The 16916-nt window shown below is 60.9% G+C and carries 20 protein-coding genes; 11 read left to right on the top strand and 9 right to left on the bottom strand.

Annotated elements, in window-relative coordinates:
* Window positions 1-6 precede the first annotated feature (6 nt).
* The gene (locus tag OUZ49_RS03370) at window positions 7-1971 is read right to left on the bottom strand and encodes a M61 family metallopeptidase (RefSeq protein ID WP_266148523.1); all 1965 of its coding nucleotides are present in this window, start codon (window positions 1969-1971) and stop codon (window positions 7-9) included.
* 297 nt (window positions 1972-2268) lie between these two features.
* On the opposite strand from OUZ49_RS03370, the gene OUZ49_RS03365 reads away from it, so the two are divergent.
* On the top strand, window positions 2269-2463 hold the full coding sequence (locus OUZ49_RS03365) for a hypothetical protein (RefSeq protein WP_380004739.1): 195 nt from the start codon (window positions 2269-2271) through the stop codon (window positions 2461-2463).
* A gap of 30 nt (window positions 2464-2493) precedes the next feature.
* On the opposite strand, the gene OUZ49_RS03360 is transcribed toward OUZ49_RS03365, so the two are convergent.
* Together OUZ49_RS03360 and OUZ49_RS03355 are read right to left on the bottom strand one after the other, a co-directional pair.
* On the bottom strand, window positions 2494-3093 hold the full coding sequence (locus OUZ49_RS03360) for an NADPH-dependent F420 reductase (RefSeq protein ID WP_266148521.1): 600 nt from the start codon (window positions 3091-3093) through the stop codon (window positions 2494-2496).
* A 70-nt stretch (window positions 3094-3163) separates the two neighbouring features.
* A complete protein-coding gene (locus OUZ49_RS03355; protein WP_266148520.1) occupies window positions 3164-3898 on the bottom strand; it encodes an SDR family NAD(P)-dependent oxidoreductase in 735 nt (244 codons plus the stop codon).
* 31 nt (window positions 3899-3929) lie between these two features.
* Here OUZ49_RS03355 and OUZ49_RS03350 point away from each other — a divergent pair, with 31 nt between their 5' ends.
* The 8 genes from OUZ49_RS03350 to OUZ49_RS03315 all read left to right on the top strand — a co-directional run bounded on the left by OUZ49_RS03350 (window position 3930) and on the right by OUZ49_RS03315 (window position 10320).
* Entirely contained in the window at window positions 3930-4397 is a 468-nt protein-coding gene (locus tag OUZ49_RS03350; protein ID WP_266148519.1) for a winged helix-turn-helix transcriptional regulator, read from the top strand.
* A gap of 28 nt (window positions 4398-4425) precedes the next feature.
* On the top strand, window positions 4426-5523 hold the full coding sequence (locus tag OUZ49_RS03345) for a sensor histidine kinase (protein ID WP_266148518.1): 1098 nt from the start codon (window positions 4426-4428) through the stop codon (window positions 5521-5523).
* Window positions 5523-6251: a LytR/AlgR family response regulator transcription factor gene (locus OUZ49_RS03340; protein WP_266148647.1), complete on the top strand. Its 729-nt coding sequence runs from the start codon at window positions 5523-5525 to the stop codon at window positions 6249-6251. Before OUZ49_RS03345 ends, OUZ49_RS03340 begins: the two co-directional genes overlap by 1 nt.
* A 104-nt stretch (window positions 6252-6355) precedes the next feature.
* On the top strand, window positions 6356-6874 hold the full coding sequence (locus tag OUZ49_RS03335) for a Cif family virulence factor (protein ID WP_266148517.1): 519 nt from the start codon (window positions 6356-6358) through the stop codon (window positions 6872-6874).
* Window positions 6875-7012: 138 nt separating this feature from the next.
* Window positions 7013-7864, top strand: coding sequence for a nuclear transport factor 2 family protein (locus tag OUZ49_RS03330; RefSeq protein ID WP_323134906.1), 852 nt, complete (start codon window positions 7013-7015; stop codon window positions 7862-7864).
* Window positions 7865-7950: 86 nt separating this feature from the next.
* Window positions 7951-8508: a carboxymuconolactone decarboxylase family protein gene (locus OUZ49_RS03325; protein ID WP_266148516.1), complete on the top strand. Its 558-nt coding sequence runs from the start codon at window positions 7951-7953 to the stop codon at window positions 8506-8508.
* 211 nt (window positions 8509-8719) lie between these two features.
* Window positions 8720-9442 carry a DJ-1/PfpI family protein gene (locus tag OUZ49_RS03320; RefSeq protein ID WP_266148515.1) on the top strand — a complete coding sequence of 241 codons (723 nt, stop codon included), beginning with the start codon at window positions 8720-8722 and terminating at the stop codon, window positions 9440-9442.
* A gap of 38 nt (window positions 9443-9480) precedes the next feature.
* Window positions 9481-10320, top strand: coding sequence for a helix-turn-helix domain-containing protein (locus tag OUZ49_RS03315; RefSeq protein ID WP_266148514.1), 840 nt, complete (start codon window positions 9481-9483; stop codon window positions 10318-10320).
* Here OUZ49_RS03315 and OUZ49_RS03310 read toward each other — a convergent pair.
* The 3 genes from OUZ49_RS03310 to OUZ49_RS03300 all read right to left on the bottom strand — a co-directional run bounded on the left by OUZ49_RS03310 (window position 10314) and on the right by OUZ49_RS03300 (window position 12275).
* Window positions 10314-10661, bottom strand: a complete 348-nt coding sequence (locus tag OUZ49_RS03310) for a hypothetical protein (protein WP_266148513.1) — start codon at window positions 10659-10661, stop codon at window positions 10314-10316. The two genes, OUZ49_RS03315 and OUZ49_RS03310, sit on opposite strands and share 7 nt — an antisense overlap.
* A gap of 132 nt (window positions 10662-10793) precedes the next feature.
* Window positions 10794-11402: a hypothetical protein gene (locus tag OUZ49_RS03305; RefSeq protein ID WP_266148512.1), complete on the bottom strand. Its 609-nt coding sequence runs from the start codon at window positions 11400-11402 to the stop codon at window positions 10794-10796.
* A 588-nt stretch (window positions 11403-11990) separates the two neighbouring features.
* Entirely contained in the window at window positions 11991-12275 is a 285-nt protein-coding gene (locus OUZ49_RS03300) for a DUF4242 domain-containing protein (RefSeq protein ID WP_266148511.1), read from the bottom strand.
* Between the two features lie 99 nt (window positions 12276-12374).
* On the opposite strand from OUZ49_RS03300, the gene OUZ49_RS03295 reads away from it, so the two are divergent.
* Both OUZ49_RS03295 and OUZ49_RS03290 read left to right on the top strand, forming a co-directional pair.
* The gene (locus OUZ49_RS03295) at window positions 12375-13316 is read left to right on the top strand and encodes a LysR family transcriptional regulator (RefSeq protein ID WP_266148510.1); all 942 of its coding nucleotides are present in this window, start codon (window positions 12375-12377) and stop codon (window positions 13314-13316) included.
* A gap of 679 nt (window positions 13317-13995) precedes the next feature.
* Window positions 13996-14427 carry an NlpC/P60 family protein gene (locus tag OUZ49_RS03290; protein ID WP_266148509.1) on the top strand — a complete coding sequence of 144 codons (432 nt, stop codon included), beginning with the start codon at window positions 13996-13998 and terminating at the stop codon, window positions 14425-14427.
* Between the two features lie 86 nt (window positions 14428-14513).
* Here the strand turns inward: OUZ49_RS03290 and OUZ49_RS03285 are convergent, their stop codons facing one another.
* From OUZ49_RS03285 to OUZ49_RS03275, 3 genes are all read right to left on the bottom strand, one after another.
* Window positions 14514-15248: a Crp/Fnr family transcriptional regulator gene (locus OUZ49_RS03285; protein ID WP_266148508.1), complete on the bottom strand. Its 735-nt coding sequence runs from the start codon at window positions 15246-15248 to the stop codon at window positions 14514-14516.
* Window positions 15249-15551: 303 nt separating this feature from the next.
* Window positions 15552-15935, bottom strand: a complete 384-nt coding sequence (locus OUZ49_RS03280; RefSeq protein ID WP_266148507.1) for a DoxX family protein — start codon at window positions 15933-15935, stop codon at window positions 15552-15554.
* A gap of 90 nt (window positions 15936-16025) precedes the next feature.
* A complete protein-coding gene (locus OUZ49_RS03275) occupies window positions 16026-16898 on the bottom strand; it encodes an NmrA family NAD(P)-binding protein (protein ID WP_266148506.1) in 873 nt (290 codons plus the stop codon).
* Window positions 16899-16916 lie beyond the last annotated feature (18 nt).

Raw genomic sequence — 16916 nt, 5'->3', positions numbered from 1 at the left:
ATCCTTTCATTGACGAGGCGCAAGAATATCGTCGAGTAGCGCGGCAGTCCCAGGCACTCGTTCAAGATGCGGATATCGCAGACCGCTGCTGCACGCCACCGACAACACCTGCGTCGTCACGCCTCGCGCGACCTTCAAGTCGATCTTGCCACCGTCGCGAGCAGCCACGACGGCGGTCTTCAATGCGTCTGGATGGTACGGGGCGCCATTTACGGACTGCACCTTCGCCCCCGCCACGATGCCCGCGCGCCATGCAGGCCCGTCCCAGGTGACGGCGCTGACCGTGCCCTCCTTGTCGAGTGTCATCCCCAGCGAAAAGCGCAGGTCGATCATCCCACTGCGTTGCTCAGTCGCGAGCTGCTGCGCAGACGGTTGACCCGTCCAGTTCAGCCTATAGCCGCCGCGAGCAAGGCCATCGAGATCGGCGGTAGCAGCGACGCTGTCCACGCGGGCACGCAGGAACGTCTCCCAATCGTAAGGCAGTACGGCATTGAGGCCGGCGACGAGATCGTCGAACGTATAGGGCGCCGCCACCAGGCTGCCGTCGCGAATACCGAAAAACGCGCGCGCAAAGTCGTCCAGCGATTTGCGGCCGCCGCTGCGCTCGCGGATCAGCGTGTCGATGTCCAGCCAGACCAACTCCCCTTGTGAGTAGGCGTCAATCACTCCCAACTGCCAGTCCGGCCAGGATTGGCGCCGTCCTTCCGGCCAGAGGTTGGCGTTGCCGTGCTGGATAAGAACCTCGTCGGACGCGTCCTGAAGCGTGCGCCACTGCATGCCCGGGCGCGCCGAAAAGTCCGACGCTACTTGCTCCCACGACGACACGGCTTGCGGGAGGGTCGTGATGCCCGATCGGGCATCGAGCACGCCGTTCCAGTAGACCGTCAGGCCTTCAAAGACCCAGAGCAGCGATTCTTGCGGCGGCGTGTTGAAGTTCGCCGGCCACATGCGTGCGGGGACGCGAAACAAGCCGTTCCAGGAATGCACATAGCCGTGAAAGGGAACGCCCCATCGGCTGGCGTAACGCTCGCGGTTGCTGAAGAAGTCTGCCGGCAGTTGGTTCTCGCCGGATTGACGCTGCTCGAAATAGCTCGGGCCGAAGTCGTTCGACAGCCATATCATCAGGTCGTAATGGCCGAAATGCCGGCCTCCGAACAACTTATAGGCCTGTGCCACCTCGCGCCGATATCGGTCGATGGCCTCGTCCGGTATCGCGAGGCCGGCCTCCGTGTCGGCGGCGATATCCAGGCGTACCGAAACCGGGTGCTCGCTGAGCGTGTATTGCTTGAACCAGCGCGCGGCCATGACGGGCGAATCCACAAGTGCATCAAGCGATGTGGGCGCGAACCGTACGACATCGCCCGAACGCCGGGCGCCGTCGAGCGATGAGGCGAATTGCCAGTGAGCGGGCAGCGTTACCGTAGGAGCGACCATGATGCGGCGTGCGTAGTAGCCGGCCGGATACAGCACGTGGCTTTGCCATTGCAGGTCGAGCATGGTCGGGGTGGCGAGGACCGGGCCGGCACGCTGCTCCGAGGGAACGAGAAACTGGAAGTTGATATCGACTTCTTTGACTCCCGCAGGCACGTCGATGTGAAACGCAGCGGGTTCCGCCGCGTCGCGTTGCCACTTCAACGGCGTGCCAGACGCCTTGACCACCAGGCCGGCGAGTTGGTCGAGAGCGTTGGGCGGCACCGGGTCGCCCGGAATCCACTGCGGAAACAGCAGCGTCAAGCGCTGGCCGCCTTGCGCCGGCACCGTTTCGTGGATCCACTGAATGCCGCGGGCTACGTCAGTTGCGTCGATCTCGAGGTGGATTACGCCCGGATAGGCGACATCGCGGGGTGCTGCGATCGCCGGTGGCGGTGTCACGGCCGTGGGTAGTGGCCAGACATCGGACGATGTGCTCGCGACCGCCAGCGTTGGCAGCCCGAGCAGGATCAGAAAACCAAGCGCCAGTGCTTTGATCATGTGGGATCCCTTTGGCGTTCAAAATCAGCCCAGCTTAGAACCGGACAGCAAGCTGATCTCTCTACAGTGATGTTGGCTAAGCGAACCATGGGGTTCATCCGGATGCTCCAAGGAAAGAGGAGTCCCATTGGAGGACGAACGGGTCAGGCGTGCCTAGAGGGCTTGCGGCCAGCCGTGCTCCGAATGCGGCCGATGGTCTCGTTTAGCTCGCGCCAAGCAGGAATAGCGCTTGTCGTAGGGCTTGCGTTTAGCTTCGACTGATCCATAACGCGGTGCCGTCAGTGAGCTGCGGAGGTGATGCTCCGCGCTCAGGCCGCAGGTACGGCGCGCACCGATATGAGTGGCGACGACCTGTTCGGCCTGATGGCGGCGCTCGGCTGGCTCGTCGACCTGCCCTCGAACGCGCCACGGGCTGCTCATCTCGTTCAACTCATCACGAGCGCCATCCTGACAAATCCATCCAGCAAAGATGCCAGGAAGGCAACTCGATAAGTCAGAACGACCCCGGATGATCGCCGGGGATCAGTTGAATTTGACCAGGTCCTTGAAGATCAGTTGACCCCAGCTATGGCCGCGCGCCTGCACAAGCAATCCTCCTTCAGAAAGCCCGCCAAGTTTGATCGGCGAAAAACCGAGATTTTCCGCAAGCGCAGCAATCTCCGCTGCAGCGCCGTCATCGTCGCTCGCCAAAAACACAACTCGCCTGCCACCCTGCACCGCCGGATCCTGGCCAAGCACGGCAGCGACCAAATGGTTGAAGCCCTTGACCAGTCTTGCACCAGCGAAAGCCTGCCCAACGACCTTGGAAGAAGGCTGTCCTCCCAGCTCCTCGGGAGGCACGCCGTAGGCATTGGTCACATCAATGACGGTCTTTCCCCTCCAAGTGCGCAGCGCATTCGCGACATCGCGATGCGACTCGAAACGTACGGCCAAAAAGATCGTGTCCGCCTTGACCGCGTCCGTCAATGTTTTGGGCATGACCCCAGGTCCGATAGCGGCCGCAGCGGACGCAAAGCTTTCCGGGTCGCGCGTGCTTGCAACCGACACTTCCATGCCGCTGCGGGCAAACGCCTTGGCAAGCGCCTGGCCCATCTTGCCGAAGCCAATAATGGCGTAGCTCATATAACTTCCTCAGGGTTACCTGCCCTACGGGCTCGAATGTCCAATGGAGTGACTGGCCGGCCGTCGCTCGTCACAGTTGTGCAAGGCCGCCATCCACGGCGACTTCGCTGGCGGTCATGAAGCTGCTGTCCGAAGACGCGAGAAAGGCAGCAGCAGCCCCGATCTCCGCCGGATCGGCCATGCGCTGGAGCGGAGTCATCGAGGCGAAGACCTTCTGACCCTCCTCGCCTAGCGCTTCCTTCGCGAGTTCGGTCGCCGTCGCCCCGGGCGACAGCACGTTGACCCGGATGCCGGTGCCCTTCAGGTCCTCCGCCCAGGTCCGCGCGAGGTTGCGCACGGCCGCCTTGCTCGCGCTGTAAGCGCTCATGGCCGGGGCACCGGTGGTGCCGGCGCTCGATCCGGTCAGGATGATCGAGCCGCCCCGGCCCATCAGCGGCAGCGCCTGCTGGACCGTGAAGATCGTGCCCTTCACATTGGTGTCGAAGGTTTCGTCGATGTGCTCGGCCGTGATTGCGCCGAGCGCAAGCTGGCTTCCCGCCCCGGCATTGGCGAAGACGATATCGAGAGTTCCGCGTTCGGCCTTCACCATGGCGTAGAGCCGGTCGAGATCGGCCGGGTCGGAGACCGAGCCCTTCACTGAGCGGGCATGGGGCCCGAGTTTGGCCACGGCGGCGTCGAGCGCCTCCTGCCGGCGGCCGAAGATGAAGACGAAGGCGCCCTCGTCGATGAAGCGCTTCGCGGCGGCGAAGCCGATACCGGTCGCACCACCGGTGATAACAGCGGTTTTTCCATTTAGTCGGGTCATGGCTTGGATACCTGGGTGGGGTTGTCCAAGCATGTGGTTGCAATTACCTTATGACAAGTATGCACTTTTTGGTAAGTATCAAACCATGACCACGCCTCCTGACATTTGCGATACCGGCTGCGGGCTCAACGCCACCCTCCGCATCATCTCGGGTAAATGGAAACCGCTGATCCTGTTTTTCCTGCGCAAGGGCCCGAAGCGCTACGGCGAGATCAAGCGTTTGATCGAAGGCGTCAGCGACAAGGTGCTGATCCAACAGTTGAAGGATCTGGAAGCCGATCACGTGCTGGCGCGAACCGACTACAAAGAGGTACCTCCGCGCGTGGACTACGCACTGACTCCGCTCGGTCGCAGCCTGGCCGAGGCGATCGTCCCGCTGTGCACCTGGGGAACCGAGAATGCGGCGGAAATGGCCAGCATCTTCGCCAAGCGCGACGCTGCCCTGGAAAAGGTCTCAGCTACCGGCGCTCACTCGCGGCCATCAGCGATTTCCCGCTAGCGAAGCTTTGATCGCATTGAGTGAGCCCATGCCCCTAAAGCAAGCTCGAATGGATGCCTACCCGGTGCCGGAGTCACCTTCCCGGCTGCTAACTTTCGTGATCGGATGGGTGCCCTGCACACTGGCCAGCAGCATTGGCGCCCTGGCCGTTCTCCACGATGCGCCACGGCAGGCACTGTTCGACTTGCTGCTATGGCTCGCCTACAGCCTGGCCGCAGGCCCGTTTGCCTGGATCTTGCGCGCTACCTGGCGCGCCAACTTGCGCTTCAGCAGGGCTGTACCACTGCTGCTGTTGACCAGCTTCCTGCTGGCGATGCTGGTGTCGATTCCGCAATATGAGCTGGCAACCCGACTTGGCCTGATACGACCTGCGCCGCTATGGCCTGCCCTGCTCATTCGCATGCAAGGCTGCTGGTTCCTGCTGATCATCTTCGCGGCGTTTTATTGGGTGGCCGGCTACAGCCTCCTGGCCATGAAACGGCGGGAGAGGGAAGAACAAGCCGTGGCACTTGCCCGGGATGCTGAACTCGTGGCCCTTCGTTATCAATTGCAGCCACACTTCCTGTTCAACGCGCTTAATGCCATCTCGACGCTCATCGTCGAACGCCATACGGATCAGGCCACCCGCATGATTGCCCGTCTGGGCGACTTCCTGCGACTTACCCTGATCGGTGACGGGAGGCATGAAGTTTCACTGGCGGACGAATTGAACGCCACGGCGTCCTATCTGGATATCGAGCGCGCGCGATTGGGCGATCGCTTGTCGATCACCATGCAAGTGGGACCCGAAGTCATGCCATGCCGCGTCCCGTGGCTTTTCATGCAGCCCCTGCTCGAAAACGCCATTCGACATGGAATAGCCACGCGACCTGAAGGTGGCCGTATCGATGTCGAAGCATCGCGTGATGGCGATCATCTCTGTGTACGCGTGCGCAGCGACGGCGCATGGCGTGAACGAGCTTCATCGTCACTCGATGGCCCAGGCATTGGCCTGAGCAATATCCAGGCAAGGCTCTCGAAGCTCTATGGCGATGCTGACGCCTTGGTGATCCAACAGGGCCAGGACGATGTCACCGTCACGGTCCGCATCCCGTTTGTCACCCGCCCTTACCCCGAGGCACCTTGATGCGTGTTCTAGTGGTTGATGACGAGCCCCTGGCACGCCGCGGGATCATCGCCCGCCTCGCCCGAGAGCAGGACATGGCCGTGGTGGGCGAAGCGGCAGACGGCGCCAGTGCCGTCTCGGCCATGAACGAACTCAAGCCCGATCTGGTCTTTATCGACATCGCCATGCCAGCACTCGACGGCTTATCCGCGGTGGCGATGCTTCCATGGGAACATCGCCCCATCGTGATCTTCGTCAGCGCGTTTGATCAGTTTGCCATCCAGGCGTTTCAGGTGCGCGCGCTGGACTACTTGCTCAAACCCATCGATGACGATCGATTTGCCGAATCCGTTGCCCGGGCCAAGGAAGCATGGCTTGCCCGCTCCCCTATGCGCACAACACCCGCACCACCCTCGAGGCTCACCGTTCGGGTGGGTACCCGAGAGGAAGTAGTCGACATGGACGATGTGGACTGGATCGAGGCCGACGGTGACTACGCGACGCTTCACCTTGGACCGCGGCAGTTCTTGCTTCGCGAAGCCTTGCACAAGCTGGCTTCGCGTCTCGATCCAGGCCAATTCGTACGTATCCATCGCTCCACCATCGTGCGCGTCTCGCGCGTCGCACAGATACAGGCACTGACCAATCGGGACGCCATGATTCGGCTCACCGATGGCACCGCGTTACGGGTCAGTCGAACCTATACGCAAGCGCTGCGACAAGCGCTATTCCAGTCTGGCGTGAGCTGAACACGACCGCCTGGCGCATGCGGGGCACGGCTGGCCGCACGCTCTCTAGGCATACCCGATCCGTTCGTCCTCCAATGGGACTCCTCTCTCCCTGGAGCATCCCTATGAACCCCCTGGTTCGCTTCATCAGCCTCCTGAGCTTGCCCTTGGTTGCCTCTGCCCATGCCTTCGCAGCGCCCACCACTATCGAAGACACCCAGGACGTCGACCATGTCATGCACGCCTTCCATGAGGCAGTGGTCCATCACGACGGCGAACGGCTGTCGGCGCTGTTTTTGCCTCAGGCCAATCTCTTCCTGAATGTCCTGGGCGATGATCGATGGGCGGCAGCTCGAGCCAAGTCACCGGATGCCCTGAAAGTGCGCGTCAGTTCCCCGGCGGAATTCGCCCACTACGTGACGACGACGAAGTCGGCCCTGGACCCCGTACACAGCCATCTTCAAGTACTCAGCGACGGCATCATCGCTACCGTCTACTTTGATTTCGTATTCAATACCGACGGCAGACCCGGCAATGTCGGCAATGAAACGTGGCAACTGGTCAAGGGAGAACAGGGCTGGCGTATCGCAGCCCTTACCTACTCGTCACGGATCCCAGGCTCGCAACGCACCTCATCACCGTAAACGGCCGAAAACCAGATATAGAGCGCAGACTCTTTCGAAGTTGGCCCTGTTGGCTGGCGGTACCAGGCTTGTTGCCTTGGCCATGCCGGGTTCGGCAGAAATCAACAACACGGAATCACTTTCCGGAGACGGCTCCCGATGCGCTCGCTACGCATATTTGCCAATCACTTTCAGCCCTGGCTACCGCACAAATTACTGGGTGCACTCCAGCGGCCCCTTGGGGCAGGAAGGCTGTCCTTCGCGAGAACATTTGCCCTCATCCCTTTTCTATGCATGGCGAGCGCCTCGAATTCATATGGACAAGCGCGAACAGCCGACCCTGATGTAAGTCGGCTACTCCGCCAAAACGACGAGCTCCTGTTGAACGCCATACATCGGGGAGATGGTGAGACATGGAATCGACTGACGACATCGGATTTCATGTATGTCGAAGAGGGCGACGTGAACCGGAAGCCTGAATTTCTTCGTGAACTGAAAGAAGATGGTCTTGCTCCGCTCATCATCACGGAATACGAGGTGCAAGTGATCGGAGATACCGCGCAGGTTTTCTACAGGGATGACGTACCCCAAAGACCTGGAGGCCCATCGACCCGAAATGCGCACCTTTTGATGACGGAAACTTGGCAGCACGTAGATGGCGCCTGGCTGCTGCGCATGGTGCATACGGATCGCATTCGCGTGGATCCGCCGGCCATAGTCCTCTCACCACAACAAATGGATGAGCTGGTGGGCACTTATCGGAGCAGAGCGATGACCTACGTCGTCCGACGTCAAGCCGGCCAGATCCTGGCCAGCACAGGCGGAACTCATTCTGTCGTATTGAAGGCCGAGACGAGGGATGTGCTTTTCGAACCTGGCGATGTCTGGGTAAGAAAGGTCTTCCAACGTGACGTCAAAGGCCGCGTCACTGGGTTCGTTGATAGAAGCGAAAGTACAGAGCGTGCGTGGACGCGCGTGTCTGCATCCACATCCTTATTACCTCTGAGGTAATTGAGCCGACCCAGCGCATTTCGCATAGTGACGGCCACTCGGGAACCTTCCTCGAGCCTCCCCACCCCGTTTGCGAGATCCAGGTCATGTCCAACTTCCCCGTTCACACACTGAACTCCGCTCCTGACGCCTCCAAGCCCGCGCTGGAGGGCCTCCAATCCGCCTTTGGCTTCATTCCCAACATTGCCGGCGCGATGTCGACCTCGTCAGTCCTGATCAACAGCCTTGTCGCCCTCTTCCACCAGGTCCATGGCGATGGAAAGGGCTTTTCCGAACCGCAGATCGAAACGGTGCTACTCACCGATGCGGTCACAAATGGATGCACATGGGCGGTCGCGTTTCACACGTTCCTGGCGCTCAAAAAGGGCGTGGCTCTGTCCGAAGTTCAGGCGATTCGCGATGGCGACCTTCCGCAAGACGCCAAGCTCCAGGCACTGTCCCGGGTCGCCAAAACGCTGATCGAGAAGCGTGGTCGTCTAAGCGCGCACGATAAGGACGTGTTCCTGCAAGCTGGCTTTGGCCCGAATCAGCTTCTTGAGGTCGTGGCCATTGTGGCCGCCTCGACCATCACCAATTACACCGGCAGTGTCACGCAGCCGCCGCTGGAACCGGATTTCCAGGCGCATGCCTGGACGGCGTATTGATTCATCGAAAATCCGTGGCCATGACGCAGCGCAAATCACCGCATGGCGTCATGGCACCGGATGGTCATCGAGGTCGACGCGCCAGATCGCCCCTTCGATCGATCCCTTAAGCAAGCGTGTCGCATCGATGATGATTTCATTAAGCAAGGCTTACTGGTCCAGTATTGGCAGACGAAACTGCAGCCGTTGAACGCGAGAGAGACTATCCATCATGCCCAGCATCGACTCCGATACTCACCTTCTCATCGGTGCCCTAATCTTCGAAGACATGGATCAATGTGACCTGACGGGTCCGTTCGAGGCACTTTCCAGGGTGCCCAATGCCACGTTCAAGACGATTGCCAAGGACACCACGCCCATACGCGATCTTCGTGGCCTTCGCATCCTTCCCGACCTTTCCATCGAAGATGCGCCGCAACTCGATGTGCTGCTGGTGCCCGGCGGGTACGGGCAGGAGGCGCTGATGGACGATGAACAGGTCATCGCGTTCCTTCGAAGGCAGGCCCGCCATGCACGCTATATCTTTTCCGTGTGTACGGGCGCCTTGCTTTGTGGCGCGGCAGGACTTCTGGAGGGAAAGCGTGCGACGACTCACTGGACCGCCATGGAGGTACTCCCCCTTTTTGGTGCCGATCCCGTGAATGATCGCGTGGTCATCGATGGCAACCTCATCAGCACGGGCGGCGTCACCGCCGGCATCGATGGCTCGCTCACCGTCGTATCCCTGCTACGTGGCAACGAGGCGGCGGAAGAGATACAGCTTTATATGGCATACGATCCAAAAACGCCGTTCACCGCGGGTTCGCCTGAAACTGCACCACCGCGCGTTCTGCGCACGGTGACCGAGCGCGCGAAGGCCATCACCGAACGACGCATGGATACCGGGCGTCGTTATCAAAGATCGCGTCAGCATGAAACCAGCGCCGATCGATAAGATCGCCCCGGCTGTGCACATCACGGGCAAGCAAAATCATGAACTCGACACCCGGCATAAACACATCACGTGCAACACATCAGAATGAACTCGGCAGTCTGCTTCGCTACTGGCGAGGTACCCGCGGCAAGAGCCAGCTCGATGTATCTCTCGACACCGGGATTTCACAGCGTCATATCAGCTTCATCGAGAGTGGACGCAGCGCACCAAGTCGCCAGACCTTGACTGACATTGCCCAGGCACTCGACGTCCCCTTGCGAGAGCGAAACACCCTGCTCCAGGCGGCTGGCTATGCGTCCATGTACTCGGACAGTCCGCTTGAATCCGGGGAGATGCAAGGCATCTATAAGGCACTCGATCGCATGCTGAGACAGCATGCACCCTTCCCTGCCCTGGTCATGGATGGGCACTGGAATATCCTGCTGGCCAACGATGACACACCTCGTTTCTTTGGGTGCTTTATCGATATGTCATTGCACCCCAAGCCGCGCAACATGCTCCATCTGATTTTCGATCCGAACGCCATGCGTCCGTTCGTCGCGAACTGGGAGAAGACCGCCCACAGCCTGATCCAGCGCGTACATCGCGAATCCGTGGGGCGCGTCATCGACGAAAAGACGCGCGATCTGTTGTCTGCGCTTCATGCTTATCCTGACGTCAATCCCGAGTGGCGGGGAACCAAGCGTGCGGACGAATCACCTCACTCGCCGGTCATCCCCTTGAGCTTCATCAAGGATGGAACGTTGATGAACTACTTCTCGATGGTCACCACCGTAGGAACGCCGCAAACGATCAGCGCGCAGGAACTCCGCATCGAGTGCTTGTTCCCTACGGACGACGCGACGGAAACGAAGCACCTGCAAATGCTGGCTCATTGATCATCGCGATGATCTGGCGTCGTCTCCAACGAAACTGCCGGCTCGGGGAACTGGATGGCCTCTGAGACGGCCCTGCAAAGTTCAGCCTGAGTCAGGGCGCCGCTCGGTGACTGGCGGATCGCAACGGCCTTCATCGATTGTGGTTTAAGCATCAGGTGACGCTGAGCCTCCCAGTTCTTCGCTAGATGTTGTGCCTGGGCGACTTCGGCAGGGGTGGCTCCGACGAAACCGACAACTACATGGCCATTCACGTTGATGGTGTAGGTTTCAACTTCGGCGTTGACCTGCCCGATCCAGGCGAAGCCGAGGGTGACAACCGTGGAAATCATTAGACGCTTCATGGGATGACCTCCTCATGGGGATGATGATCGGTGCCACGGAGCCGCTGGGCAGACGACTGCTCTTTCGCACCGCCGATACTTCTGCTCAAACCTTCCTGGCCAGCGCCAAGGCGCGCGCTCGCCCCTGAGTTCTCACCAGGGCGGGCCGAACAAAGACCGCGGCCCATTCAGGTCGGCCACCTTTACTGAGGTGCCGCGGCCATGCTGGTACCGCAGGGTCTCGTTCACCACCAGGTAGCCTGGCCCGCCGGCATAGTCGTCCTCTGAGAAGTCAACGCCATCCACCTGGACGACGTGGATACCGAGCCGCCTCATGTTGTCCAACATCCGCTCTTCGCCCACTTCGCGCATCGCAATCTGATCCTGAAAAGTCACGGTCACGCTCCCGGGATGTCTGCGCGCGTGCGAATGAATGTCTTCACCCGTATATGTCATGCCTTCAGGCATGACTGTCGAGCGCAGGCAGACGATCTGCGCCTTTAGGGTAGTCAGCTGCACGTAGTAGCGGCCGTCGCCTGTCCTCGCGATCGGGCCACAGGCTTCGGTACCCGTTTGGTCCGTCCATGTCTTGAGCGCCTCGGCCACGCGCAACACAAAGGCGTCGTGTTGCTCGTTCGAATCACTGACGTAGGTGCCCACAACCCATGCCTGCCCCTTGTAGGTGGCCGGTGTGGCGAGCGCCGACAGGCTGCCGGCGGTCGTCGCCAGGCAGAGCAAAAGAAAGTGCGGGACCTTGTTCATGACGGTCACTCCCGCCGGGGAGCGACACCCATCGGTAGCAGTCCTTTACGTCGAAGGCATCACGTAGTCGCGCAGAAGGTCATGACACTGACGTGCCATTGCGCGCGAACGGCATGAGCAGGGCCAACGGCGGATACCGATCGGTATCGCCAGTTCCTCGGCTAGCACATGGGTAAGTTGAACCTGGAGACTTGCGTGGAGGCGAAAAGGCCGTGGTCGGCGGTGGATTCTGCTGGGAACGGAAGATCGCTTACTTCACTTGCTCGTCCATCAACCCCATGGATCGCGCGATTCCTGACCGGCCCATGCCGGCCAGGCGACTCGTCAGGCCGGGTGCAGAGTCCTTTCACCCGCGGTCGCTATGGAAAACAGCCCAGTACCGGCCACACAACGCCCCAAACCAGCGTGGCCTTTGTCGCCCTCATCGATCGCCTCCTGTGGGCACCTTATCGATCATCGGTGTGGCGTCGTCGCCGACAGCAACGACAGGAGAAAATGCCAGCGCAGACACCGAACACCGTGAACAAAATAGTTTACGTGTGGAGTAATGCATGCCTCTTCTCCTCGACAGCGCGGCTGCGCGGCCTGTCAGTGGTTGGCGGTCAGCGGGTCGATGATCTGCGGAATCTCCAAGATGCGCGTGACGGGGATCCCGCTGAGCTCTGCGTGCTTGCGGATCAGCTCCTCATTGGCGGCGAGGTAGATACAGAAAGTCTTGTCGCCTGCGACGTAGCTGTGTTGCCACTGGATGCCCTCGCCAATTTGATCGATGGCGCGATTGGAGGCGCGAGCGGCACCGCACAATTCCAGAATCGACATACCGCCAATGCCAGGGATGTCGCGCTCGATCAGGTATCTCTTCAGGGTCGTCATGTGTTTCGCCCTCTCGTTGTGCCGATTTTCGGCTTCTCGCGGTCCAGATTAAAGCTAAGAGTTCTTGCCATGGCTAAAGATCAGCTTTAGCTTAGTGTCATGGCGCTCTCCCACCTCAAGTCCCTGCAGGCACTTGAATTGGCCTTGCGGCTGGGGTCGCTGCAGGCGGCTGCTAACGCGCTTTGGATCACGCCTGCTGCCGTAGGGCAGCGCATCAAGGCGCTCGAGGAATATTTGGGGATCGATCTGGTGGTACGCGGCCGATCGGGTCTGCGACCCACCCCCGAGCTCGCGGGAGCGCTCGAGCACTTGCGGGCTGCGTTCCAGGAGTTGGACACCGTCGCCGCGATATTGAACCTGCAGCGCGGAGACGAGATCCATATCGCCGCCACAGCCGACTTCGTCGACCTTTGGTTGAAGCCTCGCATCGGGAGCTTCAAAGCCGCATATCCACACGTCCTCTTCTGTATCAACGGTGAAGGTGATGTGCCGTTGCGCATCGGTCAGGTCGATTGCGAGGTCAGCTTCGCTCCCCGTCGCGCCAATGCGAACGATGACCTTTTGTTTCGGGATTTCCTGTTGCCCATCAGCACGCCAGAAAACGCGCGCCGCATATCCGACCTTCCCCTGCGCGACTGCCTGGAGGGCTTTCCCCTATTGCATCTGGATTTCTACAAGGAGGATCCGAGCGCGCCGAACTGGTCTACCTGGATCAAGGTCCAGCGACTCAAGCGAACGTACCCCAACCGTGGCATTCGTTTTCAGCGGATCAGTGCTGCGCTCGAGGCCGTGCGCGCGAATGCGGGTTTCACCATCTGCGGGCTGGCATTGGTGGCCGCCGAGATCGAGGATGGCTCAATCAGCCTGCCATTTCCGGTATCGACGGGACACTGGACAGAGCATGTCTTTCAAGCGCGCTTTCGACCCGATGCGCTGCTCCGGCCGCAAGTGACGTGCTTTCGCGATTGGCTTGTTGGTCAGGCCACGGGTACCAGGGATTGGCTCTTGCAGTTCGCCCAATCCACGAAGGGTGCACCCTGATTCGTTCGTTCAGGGCTGCGGGCCCATTTGGGGCCCTGCAGACTAGGCGCCAAGGATTCGACAAAGGCGCAGCGATCCAAAGCGCGAGCATGCCCCACGGGTCACGCATCGGTAGCACTCGCGATAGTTGCAGGGCCCATGCGCCTATGGCGTTCTGCATGCCCCAACCACGGCGATCTGAAACGGGATAACCACCTGATTTCCTGACCTACGCACAGCCTGTGCTCTCCGATCACGCGGATAGTCCGAGTCGACGGCTCGGCAAACGCAGGAATGATGTGGTCCTAAAAGGTACGGACCTTCAAGTTCTGCCTACTGATGGGCAGATAGGGGGATGGGGATGGGCGGCCCTGGGGCCGTCGACCCGCGCGTTAAGCGCCGTAAGCAGCACAAAAGAGCCCGGTGATCGCCGTGCGCGCCTCAGGTTGAGCGATGGCCGTGCGGCGTGAGCCGCTCTGTTCAGTGCGGGACAGACGTCCTTGGCTCCCTTCCGAATAATGGCGTAGCGCCGTGGACATCCGTGAAACGGAACGTCGCGCCCCAGCACGCCCCTCCGTGTCTTTCTCGTGCTTGGTACTCGGGCCCTTGGCCGTGGTCACGCTCGGTGGCCAGGGACCCCTGTGCGGATGTCCATCACCTACGCCCACGACGCAGCCATCCCCACTTGTCTGTATCGATCATGAAACCATCCAAGACGAAGTTCTGTAAGACACGCGGTTCTCTTGTGCTGGGCCGGCTGCTTGCGTTGCCGCTGGCCATCGGCTGGTCAGCGTCGGGTCATGCCCATGGGCATGCGGCATCGCAGGGCCACGGTAAATGCGCGCTACTTGTCCGACGTGCGGTGGAGGCCGCGGGGATAGCACTTAAGCGCACCCCGATGGCCAAGGACATGGGCGCGGCCTTGCGCGCGGCCGGGTTCCATGTGGTCCAGGACGAGCCCCAACGCGGCGATGTCGTCGTGATCCAGCCTGCGCCCGGCCATCCGCAAGGTCACGCGGCGAGGTACGACGGTCACTACTGGGTATCCGACTTCCGGCAGTTGCACGGCATTTATCCCGGGCCCGACTACCGCGACGCCCTGCCGAGCTACGAGATCTACCGGCACGATTGAGTGCCCACAAGCTTGCCCAATGCGCCCAGAATGGGAGCGCCGGCCGACCTCTATCCATGAGTGGCGCCGAGACCACGGCGCCGTTCCTATCGATCGATCGCAATGGCCATGAGGCGCGCTTCGTCCCGAATGACGATCTTGGAATAGGCGACCTTGATGATCTCTTCCTGTTCCAGTTGCTTCAATTCCTGATTGATTTTCGTGCGCGAGCCGCCCACGTACTCGGCGAGCTGGGTCTGGGACATCTTCGGCAGCAGGTGTATCCCGTCCGCTCGTGGCCGGCCTACCTGGCTACCCAGATGAAGCAGCATCCGCACCAGGCGCTGCCGAAGCGAGAGCAAGGCCGTGTCGGTCAGGGCGTCGTAGGTGTGGCGCGAGCGTTGGCATAACAACAAGGTGATGCCCGCGCTCAGCGCGGGATCCTCGGCCATCAGCGTCGTGACCAGTGGCCGACTGAGCTGCAGGATCAACGTATCGGTCAGGGCCACCGTGTCACGGCCGGCGCCCTGGCCATCCATGAAGGGCACGAGATTGAACAGCTCCCCTTGGACGGCATAACCGGTAATGTGCCGTCGACCGGAGCGCGCGGTGAAACTGACCTCCAGCACGCCATCGATGATCAGCGTGAGTTGCTGGATGCGTTCACCACTGCGGGACAAGCTGTCGCCCCGGCGCAACTGACGGGCGGTCGCGTGATCGAGCAAGGCCGCCAAGGTCTCGGGACGCCCCCCCTCAAACCACGGCGCCTGCTCGATGACCGTGCGAATCTGAAGTTCGCGCGTCGCGCGAATCTCGCCCAGCATGCTCGATGTCGGCTCCATCGTTGCAGCCCCTTGACGGTAGGCGTCAGCGTCGCGGCCCCGGTTTTGCCGGCTCCGACCGACGCGTATTTCCAGCATACACCGGGCTTTGTCGGCCGTCTCCCGGCATGCGTACCAGCGCCGGCGATCCCGGCTCAGTCGCGACGGACGGCGCGGACAACGTGGCGGCTCCCCTTACGCCTCGTCATACCCAGTAAAAAAACTCGCTCACGATCTTCCATTGGCCGTTGAGCCTGATCAGCTGCATGACTTTCCAGCCCGGTTCTTCGTACTGATCTCCGTGAAGCGCAGCCTGAGATGCCATCAAAATGCACTCGGGGCCTTTGCTTTCGCCGCAATCTGTCGAATGCCATCCGCGCTTATCCAGCCGACCACCAGTGACAACGTCGCCGCGACGAGTGGCGCCACAGCGTGGCCGTATTCACCGTGGATGATGACGGTCGCGAGAGCGGCAAGCATGACCGCGCAGCCGAGCAACGCGCCTAACAGGCGCGTCGGCGCCCGAAAAAGCAGGATTGCCGCGGTGAGCTCCAGCGATCCGGTGACGAAATGGAACCAGCGGGGATACCCCCACTGCAGGTATTCCTCGTAGATAGATCCTGAGGCGAAAATGTTGCTGAGTGAACCCACGACGAAGAAAGCCGCGAGAGCGATGGGTACGACGTGGCGCCAGGAGATTTTGGACATGTGACTAACCTTGGATGATGAGTTTGCTGCCAGTGGAATGCGACTTTCGGACTAGATTCCGAAAGTCGCATCGATGGCGGATCCGCAGACCTACGCCGCCATGGCCTTCCGTGCCGCTGCAAAAACATCGCGAGCGGACGTCGCGCCCGAAACGTGCTCGGTACCCTCGACCCCGAGGTCCATGCCGCCGGCGTTGACGGCCTCATACATGACTTCGGCCGGGCCAGACTGGCCCTTCGGAATGCCGAACTGTTCGAATGTATCCGGCCAACCAGCCCGGGGGACGGCAACAGCCTTAACGTCGAGCTTCATCACGTCACCCAACTGCGCCGCGACTTCATCTGCGCTCACCATGGAACCGAGTTCGATGGCCCGATGCCCCAACCAGGCCGGTCCGCTCAGAAGCTTGGCGATCTCGGCGCCGATGTCGCTGGTCGCGACCATGGTCGATTTCCGATGGGTCGGGTTGTAGAAGACCGGCAACGTGCCGCCCTGGGCGACGTGCAAACCGTAAAGGAAGTTTTCGTAAAATCCGCCGGCTCGCACATAGGCGATCGGCAGTTTCAGGTCGCGAAAGCCCTGCTCCAGGAGCGACAGCGCCGTGATCAGCCCCATCCCGCTGGTTTTGTCCGCGCCCATCGACGAAAGCGCGACGACCCGCGGCACCGGCGCCTTGGTAAGCGCCTCGACATAGTTTGCGATGACACCCTTCGCTTCCTTGAAATCCGGCGAGGGGGCCAAGATGGGGGGCAGCATGACAAACGCGCCGTCGACGCCCTTGAGCGCCCGTTCGATGGATGCCGCGTCGTTCCAGTCGCCGTCAACCAAATCGACGCCCCGGTCAGCCCAGCTTGCCGCCTTCGCGCGGTCGCGAACCAGGGCGCGTACCTTCTTGCCTTGTTTCAGCAAATGCGCCGCCGTCGCGCCGCCAACTTTTCCCGTCATTCCCATAACCAAAAACATGAGTGTTCGCCTTCGTTA

This window comes from Dyella halodurans, from assembly GCF_026283925.1.
Classification (GTDB): Bacteria; Pseudomonadota; Gammaproteobacteria; order Xanthomonadales; family Rhodanobacteraceae; genus Dyella; species Dyella halodurans.
The sequence above is the reverse complement of the archived record's forward strand: the minus strand, read 5'-3'. Positions and strand labels throughout refer to the sequence as shown.